Annotated in this window: 19 protein-coding genes and 1 pseudogene; 7 read left to right on the forward strand and 13 right to left on the reverse strand. The window is 69.6% G+C overall.

The window, feature by feature from the left end; genetic code table 11:
* Positions 1 to 10 precede the first annotated feature (10 nt).
* The 7 genes from ASG12_RS11825 to ASG12_RS22095 all read left to right on the forward strand — a co-directional run bounded on the left by ASG12_RS11825 (position 11) and on the right by ASG12_RS22095 (position 6,370).
* Positions 11 to 1,222 carry a sedoheptulose 7-phosphate cyclase gene (locus tag ASG12_RS11825; protein ID WP_055789724.1) on the forward strand — a complete coding sequence of 404 codons (1,212 nt, stop codon included), beginning with the start codon at positions 11 to 13 and terminating at the stop codon, positions 1,220 to 1,222.
* A complete protein-coding gene (locus ASG12_RS11830; protein ID WP_082501999.1) occupies positions 1,215 to 2,090 on the forward strand; it encodes an O-methyltransferase in 876 nt (291 codons plus the stop codon). Before ASG12_RS11825 ends, ASG12_RS11830 begins: the two co-directional genes overlap by 8 nt.
* Positions 2,087 to 3,409 carry an ATP-grasp enzyme gene (locus tag ASG12_RS11835; protein WP_235456689.1) on the forward strand — a complete coding sequence of 441 codons (1,323 nt, stop codon included), beginning with the start codon at positions 2,087 to 2,089 and terminating at the stop codon, positions 3,407 to 3,409. Before ASG12_RS11830 ends, ASG12_RS11835 begins: the two co-directional genes overlap by 4 nt.
* Positions 3,399 to 4,472, forward strand: coding sequence for a D-alanine--D-alanine ligase family protein (locus tag ASG12_RS11840; protein WP_235456691.1), 1,074 nt, complete (start codon positions 3,399 to 3,401; stop codon positions 4,470 to 4,472). The genes ASG12_RS11835 and ASG12_RS11840 overlap by 11 nt, the downstream gene beginning before the upstream one ends.
* Complete coding sequence (locus ASG12_RS11845; RefSeq protein WP_055789726.1) at positions 4,469 to 5,233, forward strand: TauD/TfdA dioxygenase family protein; 765 nt, start codon at positions 4,469 to 4,471, stop codon at positions 5,231 to 5,233. The genes ASG12_RS11840 and ASG12_RS11845 overlap by 4 nt, the downstream gene beginning before the upstream one ends.
* Positions 5,234 to 5,504: 271 nt before the next feature.
* Positions 5,505 to 6,179, forward strand: a complete 675-nt coding sequence (locus tag ASG12_RS11850) for a HemK2/MTQ2 family protein methyltransferase (RefSeq protein WP_055790746.1) — start codon at positions 5,505 to 5,507, stop codon at positions 6,177 to 6,179.
* A 20-nt stretch (positions 6,180 to 6,199) separates the two neighbouring features.
* Positions 6,200 to 6,370 (forward strand): CDGSH iron-sulfur domain-containing protein, encoded by a 171-nt coding sequence (locus ASG12_RS22095; protein WP_055790749.1) that lies wholly within the window; start codon positions 6,200 to 6,202, stop codon positions 6,368 to 6,370.
* 37 nt (positions 6,371 to 6,407) lie between these two features.
* Here the strand turns inward: ASG12_RS22095 and ASG12_RS11860 are convergent, their stop codons facing one another.
* The 13 genes and pseudogenes from ASG12_RS11860 to ASG12_RS11920 form a co-directional block, all read right to left on the reverse strand.
* Complete coding sequence (locus ASG12_RS11860) at positions 6,408 to 7,439, reverse strand: iron-containing redox enzyme family protein (protein ID WP_235456693.1); 1,032 nt, start codon at positions 7,437 to 7,439, stop codon at positions 6,408 to 6,410.
* A 71-nt stretch (positions 7,440 to 7,510) separates the two neighbouring features.
* A complete protein-coding gene (locus ASG12_RS11865; RefSeq protein ID WP_055789728.1) occupies positions 7,511 to 7,957 on the reverse strand; it encodes an ATP-binding protein in 447 nt (148 codons plus the stop codon).
* Positions 7,958 to 8,059: 102 nt separating this feature from the next.
* Entirely contained in the window at positions 8,060 to 8,881 is an 822-nt protein-coding gene (locus tag ASG12_RS11870; protein WP_055789731.1) for a SigB/SigF/SigG family RNA polymerase sigma factor, read from the reverse strand.
* A 282-nt stretch (positions 8,882 to 9,163) separates the two neighbouring features.
* Complete coding sequence (locus tag ASG12_RS11875) at positions 9,164 to 10,030, reverse strand: acyl-CoA thioesterase (protein ID WP_055790755.1); 867 nt, start codon at positions 10,028 to 10,030, stop codon at positions 9,164 to 9,166.
* A 114-nt stretch (positions 10,031 to 10,144) separates the two neighbouring features.
* Positions 10,145 to 11,563, reverse strand: coding sequence for a pyruvate kinase (pyk, locus tag ASG12_RS11880; protein ID WP_045823030.1), 1,419 nt, complete (start codon positions 11,561 to 11,563; stop codon positions 10,145 to 10,147).
* 52 nt (positions 11,564 to 11,615) lie between these two features.
* Positions 11,616 to 13,133, reverse strand: a complete 1,518-nt coding sequence (locus ASG12_RS11885; RefSeq protein WP_055789733.1) for a glutamate synthase subunit beta — start codon at positions 13,131 to 13,133, stop codon at positions 11,616 to 11,618.
* The gene (gene gltB / locus ASG12_RS11890) at positions 13,126 to 17,712 is read right to left on the reverse strand and encodes a glutamate synthase large subunit (protein ID WP_055789736.1); all 4,587 of its coding nucleotides are present in this window, start codon (positions 17,710 to 17,712) and stop codon (positions 13,126 to 13,128) included. Before gltB ends, ASG12_RS11885 begins: the two co-directional genes overlap by 8 nt.
* 303 nt (positions 17,713 to 18,015) lie before the next feature.
* A pseudogene (lgt, locus tag ASG12_RS11895) lies at positions 18,016 to 18,879 on the reverse strand (prolipoprotein diacylglyceryl transferase); the annotation flags it as partial.
* Positions 18,876 to 19,673 (reverse strand): tryptophan synthase subunit alpha, encoded by a 798-nt coding sequence (trpA, locus tag ASG12_RS11900; RefSeq protein WP_055789739.1) that lies wholly within the window; start codon positions 19,671 to 19,673, stop codon positions 18,876 to 18,878. The pseudogene lgt and the gene trpA, both read right to left, overlap by 4 nt.
* Positions 19,670 to 21,049 carry a tryptophan synthase subunit beta gene (trpB, locus tag ASG12_RS11905; RefSeq protein WP_055789742.1) on the reverse strand — a complete coding sequence of 460 codons (1,380 nt, stop codon included), beginning with the start codon at positions 21,047 to 21,049 and terminating at the stop codon, positions 19,670 to 19,672. Before trpB ends, trpA begins: the two co-directional genes overlap by 4 nt.
* 3 nt (positions 21,050 to 21,052) lie before the next feature.
* Complete coding sequence (gene trpC, locus ASG12_RS11910; RefSeq protein WP_055789744.1) at positions 21,053 to 21,871, reverse strand: indole-3-glycerol phosphate synthase TrpC; 819 nt, start codon at positions 21,869 to 21,871, stop codon at positions 21,053 to 21,055.
* 129 nt (positions 21,872 to 22,000) lie between these two features.
* Positions 22,001 to 22,837 (reverse strand): TIGR02234 family membrane protein, encoded by an 837-nt coding sequence (locus ASG12_RS11915; protein ID WP_055789748.1) that lies wholly within the window; start codon positions 22,835 to 22,837, stop codon positions 22,001 to 22,003.
* Positions 22,834 to 24,468, reverse strand: coding sequence for an anthranilate synthase component I (locus ASG12_RS11920; RefSeq protein ID WP_082501930.1), 1,635 nt, complete (start codon positions 24,466 to 24,468; stop codon positions 22,834 to 22,836). The genes ASG12_RS11915 and ASG12_RS11920 overlap by 4 nt, the downstream gene beginning before the upstream one ends.

The following is a 24,468-nucleotide window of genomic DNA, read 5'->3' on the forward strand; positions in this document are numbered from 1 at the left end:
GAGCACCACAGTGAGCAATCTGCAAGCACAGGTCACCTCGACCGACCGCGCCTTCCACGTCGAGGGTTACGAGAAGATCGAATACGACCTGATCTACGTCGACGGCGTGTTCGCCGTCGACAACACCGAGCTGGCCGACAGCTACCGCCCGTACGGTCGGGCGCTGATGGTCATCGACGAGACCGTCCTGTCGCTCTACGGCGACGCCATCCGCACCTATTTCGACCACCACGGGCTCGATCTCACGGTGGTACCGGTGCAGATCCGCGAGACCGCGAAGTCGTTGGAGACCTTCGAGACCATCGTCGGCGAGTTCGACGCCTTCGGTCTCGTCCGCACCGAGCCGGTCCTCGTCGTCGGCGGCGGCCTGACCACTGACGTCGCCGGGTACGCCTGCGCGAGCTACCGGCGCAACACGCCCTACATCCGCATCCCCACCACATTGATCGGCCTCATCGACGCCAGCGTGTCGATCAAGGTCGCGGTCAACTACGGCAAGCACAAGAACCGTCTCGGCGCGTACCACGCGTCGCAGAAGGTGCTGCTCGACTTCTCCTTCCTCGCAACGCTTCCCGAGGATCAGGTCCGCAACGGCATGGCCGAGCTGATCAAGATCTCGGTGGTCGGGAACTCGGAGATCTTCGACATGCTCGACGAGCACGGTCCCGATCTCCTGCGCACCCGTTTCGGTCACCTCGACGGCTCCGCCGAGTTGCGCGCGGTGGGCGATCGACTGACCTACGCCGCGATCGCCACCATGCTCGATCTGGAGGCGCCGAACCTCCACGAGATCGATCTCGATCGTGTGATCGCGTTCGGTCACACCTGGAGCCCGACACTCGAGCTCACTCCCCCGGCGCCGTTCTTCCACGGGCACGCGATCAACATCGACATGGCGCTCTCGACCACCCTGGCCGAGCAGCGCGGACACCTCACGGTGGCCGATCGCGACCGCGTTCTCGGTGTCATGAGCCGACTCGGCCTCGCCCTCGACAGCGAGTTCCTCACCGCCGAGCTCCTCGCCGAGGCCACCGGTTCGATCCTCAAGACCCGCGACGGGTTGCTGCGCGCCGCCATCCCCGACCCCATCGGGAGCTGCCGCTTCCTCAACGACGTGACGACCGACGAGTTGGCCGACGCGCTGCAGATGCACAAGAAGCTGGTCGAGGAGTTCGATCGGGCGGGCGACGGTGTCGACATGTTCACCGGTGCGCATGACTGATACCCACCCCGTGGAGATGTCGACACCGGCTGCGCCGCGGCCGGTCACACCGTCGACGATCCTCGCCGAGGTGGTCCGGGACATGCGCGAGCGGCTCGAGGGGATCGACGGTCTCGACCGATCGATCCTCGCCTCGGCGGCACGCGCCGAGGCGCTCGCCGCCGGACTCGACCCCTATCTGGACTTGTGCACGACCGCGGAATCGGCGGCGCTGGCCGATCTCGCGATGCGCACCGCGCATCGCGACTGGGAGGCGAACCCGTCGTCGATCCCCGAGGTGCGACTCGAGCAGGAGATGCTCTCCGGTCATGTCGAGGGCCAGGCGCTGAAGTTCCTGGTGTTCGCGTGCGCCGCGCGGCGGGTGCTCGAGATCGGCATGTTCACCGGATACTCGGCGCTCGCGATGGCCGAGGAGATCGGCGAGGCCGGCGAGGTGGTGGCGTGTGAGATCGACGCCGACGTCGCGGCGTTCGCGCGCGAATGCTTCGACCGTTCGCCGGTGGGGCAACGGATCACGATCGAGGTGGGACCAGCGGGTGAGACCCTGCGGCGTCTCGACGACCGGTGCCGTGCCGGCGACGTCGCACCGTTCGACTTCGTCTTCATCGACGCCGACAAGCCGGGGTACCTCGGTTACCTCGACATCCTGCTGGAGGGGTCGCTGCTCGCACCCCGGGCCCTGATCGCCGTCGACAACACCCTGCTGCAGGGCGAGCCCTACGCCGCCGGCACCTCCGCGTCGGTGAACGGGGCGGCGATGGCGACGTTCAACGCCGCGCTCACCTACGACGACCGTGTCGAACAGGTGGTGTTGCCCCTGCGCGACGGGCTCACCCTGATCCGGCGGGTGCCGGATCGCGCGCGGTGACGTCGCTGCGTGAGGCCGACGCCGCGCGCACCCTCGCGGTGCTCGCGGCGTTGACGGTGACCCTGCCGATCGACGCGGCCGTCGTGGGCACCGCCTGGGCGGCCGGTCGGCTACGCCCTGCGCGCTCGACCGATCCGGGTCGGTCCGTCGATCGCAAGACCGTCCTGGTGACCGGCGGCAAGATGACCAAGGCCCTGGCGCTCGCACGCGCGTTCCACGCCGCCGGCCATCGTGTGGTGCTCGTCGAGTCGACGAAGTACCGCTGGACCGGACACCGGTTCTCCCGCGCCGTCGACGCCTTCCACTGCACTCCCGAACCGACCGCACCCGGATACGCGCAGGCCCTGCGCGACATCGTCGTCGACGAGGGCGTCGATGTGGTGGTGCCCGTGTCGAGTCCGGCGTCGAGCATCCACGAGGCGGCCGCCCACACTCTCCTCGACGAGCACTGCGAGGTCGTCCACGGCGACGAGAAGACGGTGCACATGCTCGACGACAAAGACGAGTTCTCCGCCCACGCGGCGTCGTTGGGACTGGCGGTCCCGCACTTCGCGCGCATCACCGATCCGGTACAGATCGACGACTTCGACTTCCGTCCGGGCCGCGAGTACATCCTCAAACGGATCGCCTACAACCCCGTGGGCCGGATGGACCTCACGCGGCTGCGACGCGAGACCCCCACGGAGAACGCCACTTTCGCCCGTAGCCTCGGGATCTCGCCCTCCGATCCCTGGATCCTCCAGGAGTTCATCGAGGGCACCGAGTACTGCACGCACGGCACGGTGCGCGACGGACGTCTGCAGGTGTACGCCTGCTGCGAATCGTCGGCCTTCCAGATCAACTACGAGATGGTCGACAAGCCCGACATCCGCCGCTGGGTCGAGACCTTCCTCGCACCGCTGGACCTGACGGGGCAGGCGTCGTTCGATTTCATCGAGGCCTCTGACGGCACCGTCTACGCCATCGAGTGCAATCCGCGGACGCACTCGGCGATCACGATGTTCTACGACCACCCGGACGTGGCGGCGGCGTACCTCACCGACGACCACCCCACCGTGGTCCCGACGGCATCGTCGCGCCCGACGCACTGGATCTATCACGAACTGTGGCGACTGCTGACCGAGCGGGGACGCCGCGCACGGCTGGCGAGCATCCGGCGCAGCACCGACGCCATCTTCGACCGAGACGACCCGCTGCCGTTCCTGATGGTGCATCACCTGCAGATCCCGTCGCTGCTGGTGAAGAACCTGCGTGCCCGACGTGGGTGGAGCCGCATCGATTTCAACATCGGCAAGTTGGTGGAGAACGGTGGCGACTGATCCCGTGACCGACGTGCCGACGCACCCCGAACGCACCCTGGTGCTGCACCTCGTGGGGTCCCCCGTGGACGAGGCGTTCGCCGACCTGTCCCGCCTGTACGCATCGGGGTGCCTGGCGGCCCTGCGCGCCGACACGCGGTACGACAACCGGATCGCCCACGTGGCCCCGGGAGGTCGGTGGTCGTTCCCCGACGACCTGACCCCGGCCGCGATCGCCGCGGCCGAGGAGCGCTCCGCTGCTCGGGCGTTGGAGATGATCGAGTCGTGGGGCGTCGACGTCGTGGTCCCGCAGATGTTCTGTCGACCCGGGATGACCTCGTACCGTTCGGTGTTCGACGTGCTCGGTATCGGGCGACTCGGCAACTCCGGTGAGGTGATGGCCATCGCCGCCGACAAGGCGGCCACCCGCGCGATCGTCGCGGCGGCGGGGGTCGCGGTGCCCGACGGCGAGGTGGTGCGGCGCGGCGACGCACCGACACTGTCGCTGCCGGTGGTGGTCAAGCCCGTCGACGCCGACAACTCCGACGGCGTGACGCTGGTCCGGGACGCCTCGGAGCTGCCCGCGGCCCTCGATACCGCTCTCGCACTGGGGGATTCCGCGCTGGTCGAGTCCTTCGTCGAGCTCGGGCGCGAGGTGCGGTGCGGCATCATCGTCCGCGACGGTGAGCTCGTCTGTCTCCCGCTCGAGGAGTACGCGGTGGATGCGGAGACGAAACCGATCCGCGATCGCGCCGACAAGCTGGCGCGGTCCGACGACGGTGACCTGTTCCTGGTCGCGAAGGACGCCGAGCACGCCTGGATCGTCGACGACGACGACCCGATCGTGGCCGTGGTGCACGAGGCCGCGCGTCGATGCCACCGCGCGTTGGGGTGCCGCCACCACAGCCTGTTCGACTTCCGGATCGACCCGGACGGCACACCGTTCTTCCTCGAAGCGGGGCCCTACTGCTCGTTCGCCCCGGGCAGCGTGATCGCGGTCATGGCCAAGGCCGCGGGTATCGGACTCGACGAGGTGTTCGCCATCGCGCTCGCAGAACTGCGCGCCGAACAGGAGAAACGATGAAGCACACCGCACTGACTCCCCTGGGCGCCGAGGTGACCGGCGTCCGCGTGGGGCCGCTGAATACCGCTGACACCGACGAACTGCGCACCCTGCTCGCCGAGCACGGGGTGATCGTCCTGCCCGACCAGGACGCCGACGACGACGACTTCCTCGCGTTCCTGCGCAGTTTCGGCGAGACGGTGTTCACCGTCGGTGAGACGCCCGTGCCCGGCCGTCCGGAGTTGAACGTGATCAGCAACGTGGGACGGTCGACACCGCCCCGATCGCAGTTCCACGTCGACACGAGCTACGTCCGGAACCCGCCCGCGTACACGGCTCTACGGGCCGTCGACGTGCCCGCCGAGGGCGGCCAGACCCTGTTCAGCAATCAGTATCGGGCGTTCGATTCGTTGCCGGCGATGGTGCGTGAGGATCTGTCGGAGCGGACGGTGACCCACGTGGTGACCGGCCTCGACCTCGACGACGACGCGGAGACCTCGGCGGTGCACCCGCTCTGCGCGACGCACCCGATCTCGGGCCGCACGGCGCTGTATCTCTCGACGCCGCAGCGGTGTGCGGAGGTGAGCGGGCTCAGCGAGGAGGAGGCCGCCGACACGGTGGCGTCGCTCCTCGAGCACAGCACCCGTCCGGACAACGTCCTCGCCCATCGGTGGTCGCCGAACGATGTCGTGATGTGGGACAACCGCTGTGTGATGCACAAGGCGGACCATTCGGGTGTGGTGGGTGACCGCGTCATGCACCGCGGGATGGTGGGCGGGTAGGACACCGCATGGTTGCGGGCGGGTAGGACGCAGCATGGTTGCGGCGGGTCGGACACCGCCGACGATGTTCGGTCCCTGAGGTTTGGTCCGGGGAGTCGCCGGGTACCCGGTTCGCACGGGTGTCGCGGCAACGGCATCGTGGACGTCGACGTCAGAGGTGACAGTGCTCCTCAACCCCCTCCTCCCCTCACACACCACCCACGTGACCGATCCGCTCGCGCCCGCGGGGGCGTCTGTACGCGACGCGGTCGTCGCACCGCCGACGGAGGGGCTGCTCCCCCACGAATTCACGCTCGGAGACTCGGTGTACGCGCCGCAGGACGACTCGTTCCTCCTGATCGAGGTCATGCGGGCCGAGACCGACGCCATCGCGGGTCGACGTGTTCTCGATCTGTGTTGCGGCAGCGGTGTCATCGGCATCGCCGCGGCCTGTCTCGGCGCGCGAGAGGTGGTCGCCTTCGACATCAACCCCGAGGCGGTGCGCAGTACGGCGGTCAACGCCGCCGACGCCGGGGTCGTGGTCGACGCCCGGCGGGGTTCGATCGACGAGGCGCTCGCCGCAGGGCCCTTCGACGTGGTGCTCAGCAATCCGCCGTACGTCCCGGCGCCGGATGGAGCGGCCGGCGTGGTCACCGGCGGCGACATGACGGCGACCGCGTGGGATGCCGGTACCGACGGTCGCTCGGTTCTCGATCCGCTGTGCCGTGCCGTTCCCGGTCTGCTGACGGCGGAGGGGGTGTGCCTGTTCGTGCACTCGGAGACATCCGGTGTGGACAGGACCGTGGCGATGCTCCGCGACGGTGGGATCGACGCCGATACCGTCGCCCGTGGCCACATACCTCTCGGACCTGTGTTGCGGGAGCGAGCCGAATGGTTGAGCCGCCGTGGGCTTCTGCCGCCCGCGGCGCGGTCGGAGATGCTCGCGGTCGTGCGGGGGCGACGGTGACCGAACGTCGGACGGTGCGGATGGTGCCCGGGGGCCCGGTGATGGTGGAGGGCCCGGTACGCATCGAGATGCCCGACGGGGCCGTCGTCGAGTCGGATCGATTCCTGGTCGCGATCTGCGCCTGCAAGCGAAGCAAGACCTTTCCCCTGTGCGACACCAGCCATCGGCGACGGGCACGAACAACGGAGTGACCCCCGTGTTCCACGCGTGCGGTGGCCGAGCCGTGACTCAGCCGAGGTCGATGGCCGCGTCGCCGCGTTGCCACGACTCCATCAGGTGGTCGGCCAGGCGCCCCTCGACGAGGTCGAACGCACGCATGCCGAACAGGACGTCGTCGTGGAGGTCGGGTTCACGGGCGATGAGATCGCCGACCACATCGGTGCGCATCACCTGTTCGTGGACCGCGTCGGCCTCGACGTGCTCGCGGTAGAACGCCGCGCACGCGGCCGGCGCGCCCACGCGGTCCAGTCCGTCGGCCAGTCGACGGGAACCGGGCGACGAGGTGATCTCGGTCGCCGCGAGGTGGCCGACCGCCGCACCGCGCAGGGCGCGGTGCAGCCCGATCATCGACATGAGGTTCACCGTCACCAGGACCTGCGCGGGGGCGCGGTCGAGGTACCCGAGGTAGCTGGAGTCGAGGTCGGCCGCGTCCATCAGATCGGCGAACAGTTGCTGGTGCATGCGATCGCCCCGCCCGCCGCCGTACTCGTCGAACTCGACGGCGACGAACGCGGCCTTGCTGCGTCCGGTGAGCCGCGGGATGGCCCAGGCGTGGGGGTCGGCCTCTTTCAGGTGGTAGAGCGACCGCACTGCGAGGTACTCACGCATCTGTGCCCAGGTGCCCTCGTCGCGCAGGAAGTAGGACGGACCGGTGCCGTCGATGGGTTCGACCGACATCTCCGACATCTCGCGGTCGACGTCGTCGTCGGGGCCGATGGGCGCGATGTCGACGTCGAGCGCACTCCGGAACCGCGCCTCGAGCAGCCGACGGAACCCGAGCAGGCCGGGATCCCATTCCCATTCGGGGTCGACGCCGGCGAAGCCGCGGTAGTGCAGTTCGTAGCAGGTGTAGAGGGCGAGGTGGAGGTCGATGCCGTAGGGGTCGGCCTCGGCGACGGCGGCGAGCGTGACCGGCGACGGTCCGTCAGCGCCCGGTCGGGAGTGATCGAGGAGTTCGACCACTTGCGACGACAGCGCACCGCGTCCTGCCGGCAGGGCCGGACCGGTGGACCGGACCGATTCGTGGATCGCGATGCTCACGCATTCTCCTGATGTCGACGGCGCAGGTGTGTCGGGTACCCCGTGCGCGTCCATCTCAAACATCGAGCACGTCACAGCGGAGGCCGGTCGATGCCCGTCGCTGTCGACCGCGTCTTCGCCAGACGTACCAGCACCTCCCGATCGGGGGCGACTCCTGCCACGTCGATGGTGACCGAATCGGCGACGGTCTGCACGACATGCCATCCGAATCCGTCGGTCGACAGTGTCGACGCCGACCGCAGCACGCCGCGGACCTCGACGGCGACCCCCGCCGGGACGGCCAGGAGCGAGCATCCCACCGTGTCGGTCTCGCGCGAGCGCGTGATGATCTGCGTGGCGATCTCGTCGACCCCGAGGACGACGTCGGAGACATCGGCGATCGAGAAGTCCTCGGTCAGCAGAACGCTCTCCACCACCGACCGGATGACCGCCAGGTTCGGTAGCGACGCGGCGACGGACACCTGCGCCGGGACGTGGTGCTGCTCCGACGCCCGATCGACGTCACCTGCTGCGGCCATCGATCGCCTCCTGACGTCGGTACGTGCGCACCGGTCTCGGGATAGCCCGGGCATGCACACCCCAAACCTCGGTCGCCGATCAGCCCACACCTCGACCGTCTGTCACACCCCATCCAGCGCCGCGTCGTCGAGATCGGCCCGCAGCGTGGCGAGTGTCGTCGAGAGGATCCGCGACACGTGCATCTGCGAGATGCCGACGCGCGCGGCGATCTGCGACTGCGACATCGACCCGAAGAACCGCAGCCCGACGATCTGGCGTTCGCGCACCGTCAACCGTGCGAGCGCGGGCCGCAGCGTGGCGGCGTGTTCGACCGCACCCATCCGTGCGTCGAGATCACCCAGCGTGTCCTGCAGTCGCATCGTGGACGCATCACCGGTGATCTCGGCGTCGAGGGAGCCCGCGTGGTACGCCGAATGGGCGACGAGGCCGTCGACCACCGCATCGAGATCGAGGTCCATCTCGGCGGCGATCTCGCTCGGCCGGGGTGAACGCCCCAGACGCTGCAGCATCGCGTCGGAGACCTTCGCGATCTGCAGGTAGCTCTCCTTGGTACGCCGCGGAACCCGGAGCGACCACGTGGCGTCGCGGAAGTGGCGCCGCACCTCGCCCATCACCGTGGGCACGGCGAACGCCAGGAAATCGGAGCCCCGTGTCGGATCGAATCGGTCGACCGCGTTCACCAACCCCAGGCGAGCTACCTGGACGAGATCATCGAACGCCTCACCCCGCCCGCCGTAACGCCGGGCGATGTTGTCGGCCAGCGGCAGACAACGGGAGATGACATCGATTCTCGCGCAGACGAATTCGGTCGACGATCGGTCGAGTTCCGCCAACGCGGCCAGACGTGCGGCCACGTCGGTGTAGTCGTCGTCGCGTCGCGCCCGCCGTGGTTCGGGGCGGCCGCCACGGAGTGTCGGCGCCATCAGCGTCGGGCATGATGTCGTCGACGGGGAGGAGTTGTCGGGGTGCATCGATCACCTCGTCACACGAGAGAGGACGTGGGCACCACCCGCGTCGAGGTCTACGAAGCGGGACCGGGGGTCACTGGATTCGACGCCACCCGAAGGCCCTGAACTGTGCGGAGGGGCTCACGCCTCAACCGGTCCGCACGTATCCCCGATCGTGTCATGCCCGTGACGAGATGACCACCCCCGGAACGGGGGCACACGTCGACGCCCCCACCGGACGCGACGGCGCCGGCGCGATCAGTCCCGGGCGGGGAAATGCTTGATCAGTGCCTCCTGCACGACCGTGGTCGCCAACGTCCCGTCGAGTGTGAAGAAGCGACCCGACGCGAGACCGCGGGACCCGGCGGCGACCGGCGACTCGGTGGCGTAGAGCATCCACTCGTCGAACCGGAAGTCGCGGTGGAACCACATCGAGTGGTTGACGGTGGCGGCGAACAGTCGGTCGATGCCCCAGGACAGGCCGTGGGTGGTGATGATCGAGTCGAGCACGGTGGTGTCGGAGGCGTAGGCCATGGTCGCGACGTGGAGCAGCGGGTTGTCGGGCAGCGTGCCGTCGGCGCGCATCCACACGCGGTTCTGCTCCAACCGCTCGCCGGTCTCACGGGCCTTCCACGTCGGGTCGTTCGCGAACCGGATGTCGATCGGGTGCAGTGCGTCGACGAACGCGGCGATGCGGTCCTCGTAGCCCTTGAAGTGCTCGCCGAGCGGCGGCAACTCGTCGGGATAGGGCACCTCGGGAGTCGACACTGCGTGCTCGAGGCCGGCCGCGCTGTCCTGGAACGCGACGAGCATCGTGAAGACCTCGGCGTCGCCCTGCATCGCGGTGACCTGCCGGTTGGCGAAGCTCCGGGCGTCGCGGGAGCGGTGCACGTGGTAGTGGATGGGCCGCTCGACATCGCCGCCGCGGATGAAGTGCGCATGCAGCGCATGGACCGGCGGGGAACCCTTCACGATGGTGCGACCGGCGGCGATGACACCCTGGGCGAGGAGTTGGCCGCCGAAGGTGCGCGCGGTCTTCTGTTCGGGGTGCTGCCCCACGAACACGTCGTCGCCGGCGTCGGTCAGATCGAACAGGCCGAGAAGCTTGTCGAGATCACTCTGCATGGTCACTTCCACTGCACGGCCCCCTCGTCGATGCATCCCGCTCGGCGCCGACTCCCGCGCCGGACCGAGTTCCCCCGGGATGTGGTTCAGGTCAGAACGCTGCGGTTCTCACCCTCAGTGATCCTCTTCACCGATGCGGTGCACGTGGATCAGGTTGGTGGACCCGACCGTACCGGGAGGTGCACCCGCCACGATCACCACCTGATCGCCGACGTTGAGGCGGCCGATCCGCAGCAGCGAGGAATCGACCTGGCGGATCATCGCGTCGGTGCTCTCGACGGGGTCGACCAGGAACGTCTCGGTCCCCCAGCTCATCGCCAACTGGCTGCGCACCTCCGGGAGCGGTGTGAACGCCAGCAGCGGCAACCGCGTGTGCAGGCGCGCGAGACGGCGAACGGTGTCGCCGGACTGCGTGAACGCGACGAGGGCCTTGGCGTCGAGGCGTTCACCGATGTCGCGGGCGGCGTAGGAGATGATGCCGCGCTTGGTGCGCGGGACGTGGCTCAGCGGCGGGACCGCGCGGGTGCTGTTCTCGACGGCGTTGACGATCCGGGCCATCGTGCGCACGGTCTCCATCACGTACTTGCCGACCGACGTCTCGCCGGAGAGCATCACCGCGTCGGCGCCGTCGAGGACGGCGTTGGCGACGTCGGACGCCTCGGCCCGCGTGGGCCGGGAGTTCTCGATCATCGACTCGAGCATCTGGGTCGCGACGATGACCGGCTTGGCGTTCTCGCGCGCCATCTGGATGGCCCGCTTCTGCACCAGGGGTACCTCCTCGAGCGGCAGCTCCACACCGAGATCGCCACGGGCGACCATCACGGCGTCGAACGCGAGCACGACGGCCTCGAGGTTGTCGATGGCCTCGGGCTTCTCGAGCTTGGCGATGACGGGCACCCTGCGGCCGACGCGGTCCATCACCTCGTGCACGAGCTCGATGTCGGACGGTGAGCGCACGAACGACAGGGCGATGAGGTCGACACCGAGCGCCAGCGCGAACTCCAGGTCGGCGGTGTCCTTGTCGGACATGGCCGGCACCGAGACGTTCATGCCGGGCAGCGACACGCCCTTGTTGTTGCTGACCGGACCGCCCTCGGTCACGCGGCAGACGACGTCGTTGCCGTCGACGTCGACGACGGTGAGTCCGACCTTGCCGTCGTCGACGAGCAGTCGGTCACCGGGCTGGGCGTCGACCGCGAGTTCCTTGTACGTCGTCGACACGCGGTCGTGGGTTCCCTCGATCTCGTCGACGGTGATCCGGACCTGCTCGCCGGTCGCCCATTCCGTACGGCCCTGCGCGAAACGCCCGAGACGGATCTTCGGTCCCTGGAGGTCGGCGAGGATGCCGACCGCGCGCCCGGTGATGTCGGAGGCCTCGCGGACCCGCTCGTACATCGCCTGGTGGTCGGCGTGGCTGCCGTGGCTGAAATTGAGGCGCGCGACGTCCATGCCGCTCTCGACGAGTTCTCGAACGCGCTCCGCCGAATCGGTCGCAGGGCCCAGGGTGCAGACGATCTTGGTACGGCGATTCACCCGGCCGAGCCTAGTCTCCCCGTCCGGTCAACTCCATCACAGCGCCAACATGTCATCTCGCGGAAAGACTCGCGGCCGACAGTGGGAGCGCACCCGGATGCACCGGGGCCGGCAGATCGGAGGCGCCCATGAGGAATTCGTCGACACCGCGCGCCGCGGCCCGTCCCTCGGCGATCGCCCACACCACCAACGACGCGCCGCGGTGCGCGTCGCCGCAGACGAACACACCCTCGGTCGCGGTCTGCCACCCGCTGCCGCAGGAGAGTGTGCCGCGCGCGGTCGTCGACAACCCGAGGTCGTCGAGCAACGCCATCGGTTCCACCCCCTCGAAGCCGATCGCGAACAACGCGAGATCGCATGCGATCTCGAAGTCGTCGCCGACGGGGACCACCGTGCGCCCTCCTTCCGCGTCGCGCCGGACCTCCACCTCGGCCAGTACGAGGTGGGTGACCTCCCCTGCGGCGTTCCCACGGAACCGCTGCACCGCGACCTGATATCGGCGGTCACCGCCCTCGTGGTGCGACGACGACGTCCGCATGACCAGCGGCCAGGTGGGCCACGGCGAGAGTCCGTCGTCGCGGCTGCGCGGGAGTTCGGGGTTGTAGTCGAGCTGGGTCACCGACGCCGCACCCTGGCGGTGCGCGGTGCCCAGGCAATCGGCGCCGGTGTCACCGCCACCGATGATCACCACGTGCTTGCCGCGCGCGGTGATCGGACTGGGTCCGTCGCCCTCGCACTCGCGGTTGGCGGGCACGAGGTGCTCCATCGCCAGATGGACCCCGTCGAGTTCGCGTCCGGGGACCACGTTGTCGCGTGCCGCGAGCGCCCCCACGGCGAGGACGACGGCGTCGTGTCGGGCGCGCAGGTCGGCGACACCGAGATCGACGCCGACGTCGACGCCGGTCCGGAACTCGGTGCCCTCGGCGCGCATCTGCGCCAACCGTCGGTCGATGTCGGACTTCTGCAACTTGTACTCGGGGATGCCGTACCGGAGCAGACCGCCGAGGCGGTCGTCGCGTTCGTAGACGGTGACGTCGTGCCCGGCGCGGGTCAGCTGCTGGGCGGCGGCGAGGCCGGCGGGGCCCGACCCGACCACGGCCACCGATCGGCCCGAGCGCACCGCGGGCATCTTCGGCTCGACCATGCCCTCCTGCCAGGCCACCTCCGCGATCGTCTTCTCGATGCGTTTGATGGTGACGCTGCCCCCGGTCGTCTCGTCGGAGATCGACAGGACGCACGCCGACTCGCACGGTGCGGGACAGATCTTGCCGGTGAACTCGGGGAAGTTGTTGGTCGCGTGCAGGCGGTCGGCGGCGGCGTCCCAGCGTCGTCGACGGACCAGGTCGTTCCACTCCGGGATGAGGTTGCCCAGAGGGCACCCCGCCCCGCCGGAATGACAGAACGGGATGCCGCAGTCCATGCACCGCCGCGCCTGCTCGGAGACCTCCGCACGCAGCGCGAGCGGGTCGGGGTGCTCGTAGACGTCGGCCCAGTCGTGCACCCTCTCGGACGCCGGCCGCGCGCGGTCCTCGCGCTTGCCGACGGTCAGGAACCCGCGTGCGTCAGCCACGTGCCGCCTCCATGATCGCCGAGTCGACGTCGCGACCCTCGGCCTGAGCCATCCGCGCCGCGTCGAGCACGCGCCGGTAATCGGTCGGCATCACCTTCGTGAACGCCTGCGACCGCCGCGGCCAATCGGCGAGCAGCGACGCACCCACACCCGACCCGGTCAGCGCCGTGTGCCGGGAGATCGTCTCGCGCAGCCAGGCGAGGTCGTCGGGGTCGGGCCGCTGGAGCGCGACCATCGCGCGGTTGACCTTCGCCGGGTCGAGGTCGTACACGAAGGCGATACCGCCCGACATGCCCGCGGCCATGTTGCGTCCGGTGGGTCCGAGGATCACCACCCGTCCCCCGGTCATGTACTCACACGCGTGGTCGCCCACGCCCTCGACCACGGCGGTGGCGCCGGAGTTGCGCACCGAGAAGCGTTCGCCGACACGGCCGCGCAGATAGACCTCTCCCGAGGTGGCCCCGTAGAGCAGGGTGTTGCCGGCGATCACCTGGTCCTCGGCGACGAACGACGCCTCGGGATCGGGCCGCACGATCACCGTCCCACCGCAGATGCCCTTGCCGACATAGTCGTTGGCGTCTCCACGCAGGTCGATCGTGACGCCCGGCGGGAGGAACGCACCGAGTGACTGTCCGGCCGAACCGGTCAGGTTCAGCCGGATGGTGTCGGCGGCGAGCCCCGCGGCACCGTAGCGCCGCGTGACCTCGGCGCCGAGCAGCGTGCCCACGGTCCGGTTCACGTTGCGGACCGGCAGGTCGAGGGTGACCGGGTGCGCGTCCTCGAGGGCCCCTTCGGCGAGCTGGATGAGCGTCTGGTCGAGGGCCTTGTCGAGAGCGTGGTACTGCTCGCCGGTCCGGCGCCGGGCGCCGGGGACGTCGGGCATCGCGAAGATGGGCGACAGGTCGATGCCCCTGCTCTTCCAGTGCGCCACACCGTCGGCGGTGTGCAACACGTCGGCCCGCCCGACGGCCTCGTCGATCGACCGGAAGCCGAGCATCGCGAGGTGTTCGCGGACGTCCTGGGCGATGAAGCGGAAGAAGTTCACGATGTGGTCGGCCTGGCCGGTGAACCGCGCACGCAGCACCGGGTTCTGTGTGGCGACCCCGACCGGGCAGGTGTCGAGGTGGCAGACACGCATCATGATGCACCCGGCCACGATGAGCGGCGCGGTGGAGAAGCCGAACTCCTCGGCTCCGAGGAGCGCTGCCACCATCACGTCGCGGCCGGTCCGCAGGGCGCCGTCGCACTGGACGGTGATGCGGTCGCGTAACCCGTTGAGCATCAACGTCTGCTGCGCGTCGGCCAGTCCGATCTCCCAGGGCGTGCCCGCGTGTTTCAGCGAGGTCAGAGGTGACGCGCCGGTCCCGCCGTCGTGACCGGAGATCAACACGACGTCGGCGTGGGCCTTCGACACCCCCGCCGCGACCGTTCCCACGCCGACGGCCGAGACGAGCTTCACGTGGATGCGCGCATCGGAGTTGGCGTTCTTGAGGTCGTGGATGAGCTGGGCGAGGTCCTCGATCGAGTAGATGTCGTGGTGCGGTGGCGGTGAGATGAGCGCGACACCGGGCGTGGAATGGCGGGTCTTGGCGATCCACGGGTACACCTTGTACGCCGGGAGTTGCCCGCCCTCACCGGGTTTGGCGCCCTGGGCCATCTTGATCTGGATGTCGGTCGCGTTGGTGAGGTAGTCGCTGGTCACCCCGAACCGACCGGAGGCGACCTGTTTGACGGCGCTGCGCCGCGCCGGGTCGTACAGCCGGTCGGTGTCCTCGCCGCCCTCGCCGGAGTTCGACCGTCCGCCGATCCGGTTCATCGCGATGGCCATCGTCTCGTGGGCCTCGGCGGAGATGGACCCGTAGCTCATCGCCCCGGTGTTGAACCGGGTCATGATCGACTCCACCGACTCGACCTCGTCGATCGGTACCGGCGAACGACCGCCCGCGCCGTCGCCGGCCGCGACGAAATCGAACAGGCCACGCAGCGTGCCACCCTCGGCGGAGAGGCGGTTCACCTCGTCGCAGTAGCGCCGGTACACCTCCTGTTTGCCACCGGCGGTCGCGTGCTGCAGCAGGAAGACGGTCTCGGGGGTGAACAGGTGCAGCTCGCCCTCGCGGCGGAACTGGTACTCACCACCGACGTCGAGGCGACGGAAGACCTGCTCGGTGGGGTTGTCGGGGAAGGCGCGACGGTGTCGGATCGCCACCTCCTCGGCGAGTTCGTCCAGCCCGACACCCTCGATCCGCGACACCGTGCGCGTGAAGTACTCGGCCACGAGATCCGACGACAGGCCGACGGCCTCGAAACACTGTGCGCCGGTGTAGGAACTGACGGTGGAGATGCCCATCTTGCTCATCACCTTGAGCACACCCTTGCCCAGGGCCAGCAGGTAGTTGCGCACGGCTCCGGTGGGAGCGACGCCGGTCAGCTCACCCTCGCGAATCAGGTCCTCGATGGACTCGAAGGCCAGGTACGGGTTCACCGCCGCGGCCCCGAATCCGATCAACAGCGCCACGTGGTGGACCTCGCGGGCATCGCCGGTCTCGACCACCAGCGCGACCCGCGTGCGCTCCTTGGTCCGCACCAGATGATGGTGGACCGCCGAGACCGCGAGCAGTGACGGGATCGGGGCATGGTCGCGGTCGGCCTCGCGGTCGCTGATCACCAGGGTGGAGTGCCCGTCGGCGATGGCCGCGGATGCGCGGGTCCGCAGATCGTCGAGGGCGCGGGCGAGTGCCTCACCGCCGCCGCCGATCTCGAAGTGCGCCCGCAGGACACGGGCCGACAGTCCTCGGTGGTTGCCGTCGTCGTCGATGTGCACGATCTTGGCCAGTTCGTCGTTGTCGAGGACCGGCCACGGCAGCACGATCTGTCGACACGACGCCGCCGAGGGACGCAGGAGATTGTGTTCGGGGCCCATGACCCGCGCCATCGACGTGACGATCTCCTCGCGGATCGCATCGAGCGGCGGGTTGGTGACCTGCGCGAAGAGCTCGACGAAGTAGTCGTAGAGCAGCCGCGACCGGCGGGAGAGCACTGCGACCGGGGTGTCGGTGCCCATCGACCCCAGCGGTTCGGTGCCCCCGGCGGCCATGGGCGTCAACAGGATTCGCAGGTCTTCCTCGGTGTACCCGAACGAGACCTGCCTGCGCACCACCGACTCGTGGGTGGGGACGAAGCGAGGTCGGTCGGGAAGGGTGGCGATCTCGAGGAGCCCGGCGTGCAGCCATTCGGCGTAGGGCGCGGCGGTGATGAGATCGGACTTGATCTCCTCGTCGCCCACGATGCGCCCGATGGCGGTGTCGACGAGGAACATCCGACCGGGCTCGAGGCGCCCCTTGGCGACGACGTCGTCGACCGAGACGTCGAGGACACCGGACTCCGACGCGAGCACCACACGCCCACTGCGGGTCTGCCACCACCGGCCGGGGCGCAATCCGTTGCGATCGAGCACCGCACCGACCACGGTGCCGTCGGTGAAGGTGACGCACGCGGGGCCGTCCCATGCCTCCATGAGCGATCCGTGGAACTGGCAGAACGCCCGCCGGTCGGGGTCCATGTCGGCGACGTTCTCCCACGCCTCGGGGACCATCATCATCACGCTGTGGGCGACGCTGCGGCCGCCCAGGTGCAGCAGTTCGAGGACCTCGTCGAGGGACGCGGAATCCGACGCGTCGGGGGTACAGATCGGGAACAGTCGGCGGAGATCGCCGGGGATGAGGTCGCTGTCGAGCATCGCCTCACGGGCGCGCATGCGGTTGCGGTTGCCGCGCACGGTGTTGATCTCGCCGTTGTGCGCCACGAAACGGAACGGGTGCGCGAGCGGCCACGAGGGAAAGGTGTTGGTGGAGAAGCGTGAATGCACGATGGCGATGGCGCTCTCGCATCGCTCGTCGCGCAGGTCGGCGTAGTACAGCGGCAACTGGGTGGTGGTGAGCATGCCCTTGTACACCATCGTGCGACTCGACAACGACGCGAAATACACTCCGCTGCCCTGCGATTCGATCATGTCGTCGGTCTGCTCGGCCCGCTTGCGCAGGGGGTAGACGATGCGGTCGAGATCGATCCCCGCCGGCCGGGGCGTGCCCTCGGCGGTGTCGACCGTCACGAACAGCTGCGCCATGTGCGGCATGCAGCCGCGGGCGGTGGCGCCCAGATCGGCCCCGTCGGCGTCGGTCGGAAGGTCCCGCCAGCCGAGGACGGTGACACCCTCCTCGGCGGCGATCGACGCGATCCTCGCGATCGCCGCGGACCGCGCGGTCACCTCGACGGGCAGGAAACAGACGCCCGCCGCGTAGGTGTGGTCCCCCGACAGGGCGGGATCGGGAAGGTCGAACCCGGTCTGCGTGCGCAGGAGGGCGTCGGGTAGCTGGATCAGGATCCCCGCACCGTCACCGCTGTTCGTCTCGGCGCCCGCCGCACCGCGGTGGTCGAGGTTCTCGAGCGCGAGCAGGGCGTCGGCGACGATGCCGTGCGAGCGTCGGCCGTGGATGTCGCAGACCATCGCCACGCCGCACGAATCGGACTCGGCGTCGGGATCGTAGAGGCCCTGCGCGGGCGGGAATGCGGAGAACAACACCGGTGACAACCTCCACGACAGGCCTGGTGGCCATCAGGGATGGGTCCTCAGGACTGCACCGGCCTGCGGGAGATACGGGCTCGCGGACGACTCACCGACTCGCGAATCCCGATGCTAACACCGCCGTCGCGCCACCGTCGGGTGGATTTCGCCCGGTCAGGACGGCGTGCGCGTACCGCTGGTGTCGTCGCTGTCGGTGCTGTCGGTGCCGGGCTCATCGGGTTCGGGCGCCGCGTCGCTCCCCGTGGTGTCGCCGGTGTCGGTGTCGGCGACCGGGGTCGACTCGGGACCGGCGCCGTCGCGATAGATCTCGGCGGGCGATTCGCGGCCCTTACGGGCGAGGATCACATAGGCGATCGCGCAACAGAAGACGATCGCGGCCGTGAAGACATTGATGCGGATGCCGAAGATGTGGGTGGCCTGGTCCTCACGGAGCAGTTCGATGAAGAACCGACCCGCGCAGTACCCCGCGACGTAGAGCGCGAACAGACGGCCGTGGCCGATCCGGAACCGGCGGTCGATCACGACGAGTGCGATGACGACGAGGACGTTCCAGATCAGTTCGTAGAGGAACGTCGGTTGCACGACATCGACGACGGTGCCGGTGGACGTGCCGTCGATGAGCCCGGGCCCGACGTTGCCGTTGCGGTCGACGCGTTCGTAGATCTCCAGGCCCCACGGCAGCGTGGTGTGCGCGCCGTACAGTTCCTGGTTGAAGTAGTTGCCCAGTCGACCTATGGCCTGCGCCAACAGGATCGGCGGTCCGATCGCGTCACCCATCGCCGGCAGCGAGATGCCCGCGCGACGCGCCCCGATCCAGGCGCCGAGCGCGCCGAACAGGACCGCGCCCCAGATGCCGAGACCGCCGTCCCAGATCTTGAAGGCGTCGATCGGGGTCTTCGGGCCGTCGCCGAAATAGGTCCGCCAGTCGGTGGCCAGGTGGTAGAGGCGGCCTCCGATGAGCCCGAACGGCACCGCCCAGATGGCGATGTCGAGCACCTCACCGTCGCGGCCGCCGCGTGCCTGCCACCGCTTGCTGCCCCACCACACCGCGACGACGATGCCGACGATGATGCACAGCGCGTACGCCCGTAACGGGAAGCCTCCGAGGTACCAGACACCCTGTGAGGGACTCGGGATGTAGGCCAGGACAGCGGGGTCGGTCACCGTGCCACAGTAGCCGAACGCACTCCTGCGGCCAGTTCCTCGACGAGCGTGGACACCGCCTCGACTCCGTCGGCGGCGGCACTGACGAGAGCGGATCCGACGATCACGCCGTCGGCGTAGGCGGCGATCTCGGCGGCTTGCGCGCCGCTGCGCACACCGAGTCCCACACCGATCGGGATGTCGGAGTGTTCACGGATCCGCTTGCAGAGGCCGGGAGCGGCATTGGAGACAGCGTCGCGTGCGCCGGTGACGCCCATGGTCGAGGCCGCGTAGACGAAACCACGGCTGGCATCGACGGTCATCGCCAGGCGTTCCTCCGTCGAGGACGGCGCGACGAGGAAGATCGGGTCGAGGTCGTGCTCACCGGCCGCGGCCAACCAGCCGTCGGCCTCCTCGGGGATGAGGTTCGGGGTGATGAGACCACGGCCGCCTGCCGCGGCGAGGTCACGGGCGAACGCGTCGACCCCGTAGCGCAGCACCGGATTCCAGTAGGACATGACCACCGGGGCTCCCCCGGCGTCGGCCACAGCCTCGGCCGCGGCGAACACATCGCGCACACGGGTGCCCGCGCGCAGCGCCGTGTCGGCGGCGTCCTGGATGGTCGGACCGTCCATCACCGGGTCGGAGTACGGGATGCCGAGTTCGACGATGTCGCACCCCGACCGCACCAGGGCGCGCACGAGTTCCAACGAGGTCGGGACGTCGGGGTAGCCGACGGGCAGATAACCGATGAGCGCACTGCGGTTCTCGGCCGAGCACTGCGCGAAGACCGGGGCCAGGCGCGACGTGCTCACGGGGTGATGCCCGGTGCCGGCGGCAGCGTCTCGGACGTGGTGCCCGCCGTGGCGTCGGCCGCTGTGGTGTCGGCCTTCGAGGGGTCGCCGAGGGTGGTGCCGCTGCCGTCGCTGCCGGCGGGCTTGTCGAGTAGTCCGAACCAGCGCGCGGCGGTGTCGACGTCCTTGTCCCCGCGGCCGGACAGGTTGACCACGATGACGGCGCCCGCACCGAGTTCGGCGCCGAGTTCGATGGCGCCCGCGACGGCGTGGGCGGACTCGATGGCCGGGATGATGCCCTCGGTCTTACTGAGCACCGACAGCGCGTCCATGGCGGCGGTGTCGGTAACGGGGCGGTACTCGGCCCGACCGGTCTCCAACAGGTGGGCGTGCTCGGGACCGACACCGGGGTAGTCGAGACCCGCGGAGATCGAGTGCGACTCGATGGTCTGTCCGTCGTCGTCCTGCAGCAGGTAGGAGTAGGCGCCCTGGAAGGCGCCGGGGGTGCCACCGGCGAAGGTCGCGGCGTGCCGTCCGGACTCGACGCCGTCGCCAGCCGCCTCGAAACCGACCAGGCGCACGTCGGCGTCGGCGATGAACGGGTGGAAGATGCCGATCGCGTTGGATCCGCCGCCGACACACGCCACGACGGCGTCGGGCAGCGCACCGGTCTGTTCGAGGATCTGTGCGCGGGCCTCGAGCCCGACGATGCGCTGCAGATCGCGCACCATCAGCGGGAAAGGATGCGGGCCGGCCGCGGTGCCGAAGCAGTAATACGTGGTGTGCGCGTTGGTGACCCAGTCGCGCATCGCCTCGTTGATCGCGTCCTTGAGGGTCGCAGACCCGTTGTCGACGGCGATGACCGACGCACCGAGCAGCCGCATGCGGGCCACGTTGAGCGCCTGGCGTTCGGTGTCGACGCGACCCATGTAGACGATGCACTCGAGGCCGAGCAGGGCGCACGCGGTCGCCGTGGCGACGCCGTGCTGACCGGCGCCGGTCTCGGCGATGACGCGCGTCTTGCCCATTCTCTGGGCGAGCAGCGCCTGACCGATCACGTTGTTGATCTTGTGCGAACCGGTGTGGTTGAGGTCCTCACGCTTGAGAAAGATGCGGGCGCCACCGGCGGCCGCGCTCAGCCGTGTCGCCTCGAAGAGCGGCGAGGGCCGACCGCTGTAGTCACGCTGCAGCCGGTCGAGTTCGGCGAGGAAGTCGTCGTCGCTGCGGACCTTCTCGTAGGTCGTCGTGACCTCGTCGATCACGGCCATCAGCGCCTCGGGCACGTGCCGACCACCGAAGCTGCCGAAGTACCCGCGCGCGTCGGGGTCGAATTCGGTGCGCTCGGACAAGCCCACGCTGGCGGTGGGGAAAGGACGTGCTGCGTGCTCGGTGGACACCGGTCAGCGCACCGGCTTCGGGCACGACGGGTGCGTTCCGGCGGTGACGAGCTCGCGCACCGCGGCACGGGGGTCACCGCTGGTGACCAGTCCCTCGCCGACGAGCACGGCGTCCGCACCGGCGCCGGCGTAGGCGAGCAGGTCTGCCGTGCCGCGCACACCGGACTCGGCGATGCGGATGATCTCGGTGGGCAGTCCCGGTGCGATGCGCGCGAAGGTGTCGGTGTCGACCTCGAGGGTCTTGAGGTTGCGGGCGTTGACGCCGACGACCGAGGCCCCGGCCTCGAGGGCGCGGTCGGCCTCTTCCTCGGTGTGCACCTCGACGAGCGCGGTCATGCCCAGCGACTCGGTCCGGTCGAGCAGCGAGGCGAGGACGTTCTGTTCGAGCGCGGCGACGATCAGCAGGATGACGTCGGCGCCGTGGGCCCGCGCCTCGTGGATCTGGTACGGCCCGACGATGAAGTCCTTGCGCAACACGGGGATCTGCACCGCAGCGCGGACCGCGTCGAGATCGTCGAGGGAACCGCCGAAGCGACGTCCCTCGGTGAGCACGCTGATGATGCGCGCGCCACCGCTCTCGTAGGCCTGGGCGAGGGCGGCCGGGTCGGCGATGGCCGCGAGGTCACCGCGCGACGGGCTGGCCCGCTTCACCTCGGCGATGACGCCGATGCCGGTCTCACGCAACGCGGCTGCGGCGTCACGCGGGTCGGGGGCGGCGGCCGAGGCGGCTTTCACGGCGGCGAAATCGAGCACCGCCTCGCGGGCGGCGACATCGGCCTTCACCCCGTCGATGATCGAGTCGAGGACAGTCGGCGTACTCACGGGTGCGCGGCCCCCTTCCGGCGGTGACGGACGGAAGTCGGTGGGTGGTCCACGTCATCCGGTGTTCGCACCAGGGTAGCCCGCCAACCGGTGTCGGCCCTCAGGCGGGGTGGGCTCGGGCCGCGGGTGTCACCGGGCCGCCCGGCCGGGGTCGTCGTCGCTGGTGGACGGCCCGCCGCTGCGACCATCTGGTCGGATCCGGGTCGGGTCGGCGCCGTTGTCGAGGGCGTCCCACAGCATCCGTTCGGTGAGGTCGTCGGGCGATCCGTCGGACGCGGCGGGTGCCTGCGTCCCGGGTGTCGCCGCGGGGTCGGCGGTCCGGTCGCGGTCGGCGAACACCTTCTCCTCGAGTTCGGCGCGACGCGCGGCCGGCGAACGGTATTTCGACGACATCGGCGCCGCACCCCGCGCGCCACGCAGCAGGACGACCGCGGCCGCGACGGCGATCACACCACCGATGAACACGACGATCGCCGCCTGGTCGTGGGTCTCGACCGACACCACCTGGTAGCGGCCGGGGACGTCGACAGCCTTGGCGGCATAGGCACCGGGGTTGTTGCCGGTGAGCAGCGAGATCGCGGGCAGCACACCGAGGATGCCGATCAGCGCGACGATGAGCGCCGTGATCCGCAGCGCCCAGCCGCGCAACGACACCGCCGCCGCGATCGCCGCGACGAGCACGATGGCCACCGGCGTGAGCCAGGGACTCCAGTCCGATCCGTGGACGGTGAAACCGCGTTCGGGACCGAGTCCGTCGCTGGTGGTCAGCGACGCCCACGTCAGCCGCGACGCGGCCCACAGCGCCGCGGCCGCGGCGGCCAACAGGATCGACGCGGTGGTCAGCGTCCGGCGTCGGTGCGCACGTTCGGCGGCCGCGACGTCGACGGTGCCGGACCCGGACCGCGCGGCGGAGTCGTCGGTGGGCTGCTGGTCTGGGGTGTGGGGCTGGTCGGGCGTCTCGGTCATGACGTGTGGTCGTGCTCCTCGCTGGTGGTCGTCCGGTCGGGGCCGGTGCCCGGGTCGTCGGTCGCGGCGCCGCCGACGCGACGCATCGTCTGTGCCGCGGCGACCGCCGAGAGCACGGTGCGCGCCTTGTTGCGCGCCTCGTTGAACTCGTAGACGGGGTCACTGTCGGCGACCACACCCCCGCCGGCCTGCACGTACGCGGTGCCGCCCGTCATCACCGCGGTGCGGATGGCGATCGCGGTGTCGGCGTCGCCGGCGAAATCGAGGTACCCCACGATGCCACCGTAGAGACCGCGGCGGGTCTGCTCGTGTTCGTCGATCAGTTCCATCGCCCGCACCTTCGGCGCACCGGTCAGGGTCCCCGCGGGGAAGCACGCCGACACCGCGTCGAGGGCGGTGGCGCCGTCACGCAGGCGCCCGGTCACCGTGGACACCAGATGCATCACGTGGCTGTAGCGCTCGATGTGTCGGTAGTCGTGCACCGTGACCGTCCCCGGCTCACACACCCGACCCAGGTCATTGCGTCCGAGGTCGACGAGCATGAGGTGCTCGGAGTTCTCCTTCTCGTCGGCGAGGAGGTCCTTGGCCAGCAGCACGTCCTCCTCCTCGGTCGCACCGCGCCACCGGGTACCCGCGATCGGATGTGTCGTGGCGACCTGGTCGTGAACGGTCACCAGGGCCTCGGGACTGGATCCGACGACGGTGAACGGATCGCGCCCCCCGTGTTCGGCGCCGATGCCGGGCACCCGCAGGAGGTACATGTACGGACTCGGGTTCGACGCGCGCAGCACCCGGTAGACGTCGATGGGGTCGGCGTCGGTCGTCATCTCGAACCGCATCGACGGCACCACCTGGAACGCCTCACCCGCCTCGATCTCGCCGACGAGCGCGGTGACGACGGTGCCGTACTCCTCCTGCGTGCGTTGGCTGCGGTACTCCGGGTCGGGCGTGGCGAAGGTCGACACGGTCGACGGTGTCGGTGCCGCCAGGTCCGCGGTCATGCGGTCGAGGCGCGCGACGGCGTCGTCGTAGGCGGCGTCGACGCGCTCGTCGGAGCCGTCGAAGTTGATGGCGTTGGCGATGAGGGTGATCGCGCCCTCGTGATGGTCGACGGCCGCGATGTCGGCGGCGAGCAACATCATCATCTCCGGCAGTTGCAGGTCGTCGACGGTGGTGTCGGGCAGCTTCTCGAGTCGACGGACCGCGTCGTAGGCCAGATAGCCGACGAATCCACCGGTGAGCGGCGGCATGTCCGGCAACCGGTCGGTGGCGAGCAACCGCAACGACTCCGCGAGTGCCACCAGCGGGTCGCCGCCGAGCGGCGCGCCGTCGGGGACGGTGCCCCACCAGTGCGCCTGACCGTCGACGACGGTCAGCGCCGCAGGCGAATTGACGCCGATGAACGACCACCGCGACCACGAACGACCGTTCTCGGCCGACTCGAGCAGAAAGGTGCCGGGCCGGTCACCGGCGAGCTTGCGATACGCCGACAACGGCGTCTCGGAATCGGCGAGGACCTTGCGGGTGACGGGGACGACGCGATGGTCACGCGCCAGTTCGACGAACACCTCCCGCGGGGTGGTCCCGTCGGTCGGCTGACGTCGCGAGGTCGAGCGGGTCGAGGTGGGCAC

Source organism: Williamsia sp. Leaf354 (assembly GCF_001424365.1).
Classification (GTDB): Bacteria; Actinomycetota; Actinomycetes; order Mycobacteriales; family Mycobacteriaceae; genus Williamsia_A.

Coding starts and splice junctions, on each gene's coding strand:
- ASG12_RS11865 (WP_055789728.1), bottom strand. CDS start 7,957: ATGGCCGCAGCAGGTGACGTCGATCGGGCGTCGGAGCAGCACCACGTC.
- ASG12_RS11845 (WP_055789726.1), top strand. CDS start 4,469: ATGAAGCACACCGCACTGACTCCCCTGGGCGCCGAGGTGACCGGCGTC.
- ASG12_RS22095 (WP_055790749.1), top strand. CDS start 6,200: ATGGTGCCCGGGGGCCCGGTGATGGTGGAGGGCCCGGTACGCATCGAG.
- ASG12_RS11915 (WP_055789748.1), bottom strand. CDS start 22,837: ATGACCGAGACGCCCGACCAGCCCCACACCCCAGACCAGCAGCCCACC.
- ASG12_RS11870 (WP_055789731.1), bottom strand. CDS start 8,881: ATGGCGCCGACACTCCGTGGCGGCCGCCCCGAACCACGGCGGGCGCGA.
- ASG12_RS11830 (WP_082501999.1), top strand. CDS start 1,215: ATGACTGATACCCACCCCGTGGAGATGTCGACACCGGCTGCGCCGCGG.
- ASG12_RS11875 (WP_055790755.1), bottom strand. CDS start 10,030: ATGCAGAGTGATCTCGACAAGCTTCTCGGCCTGTTCGATCTGACCGAC.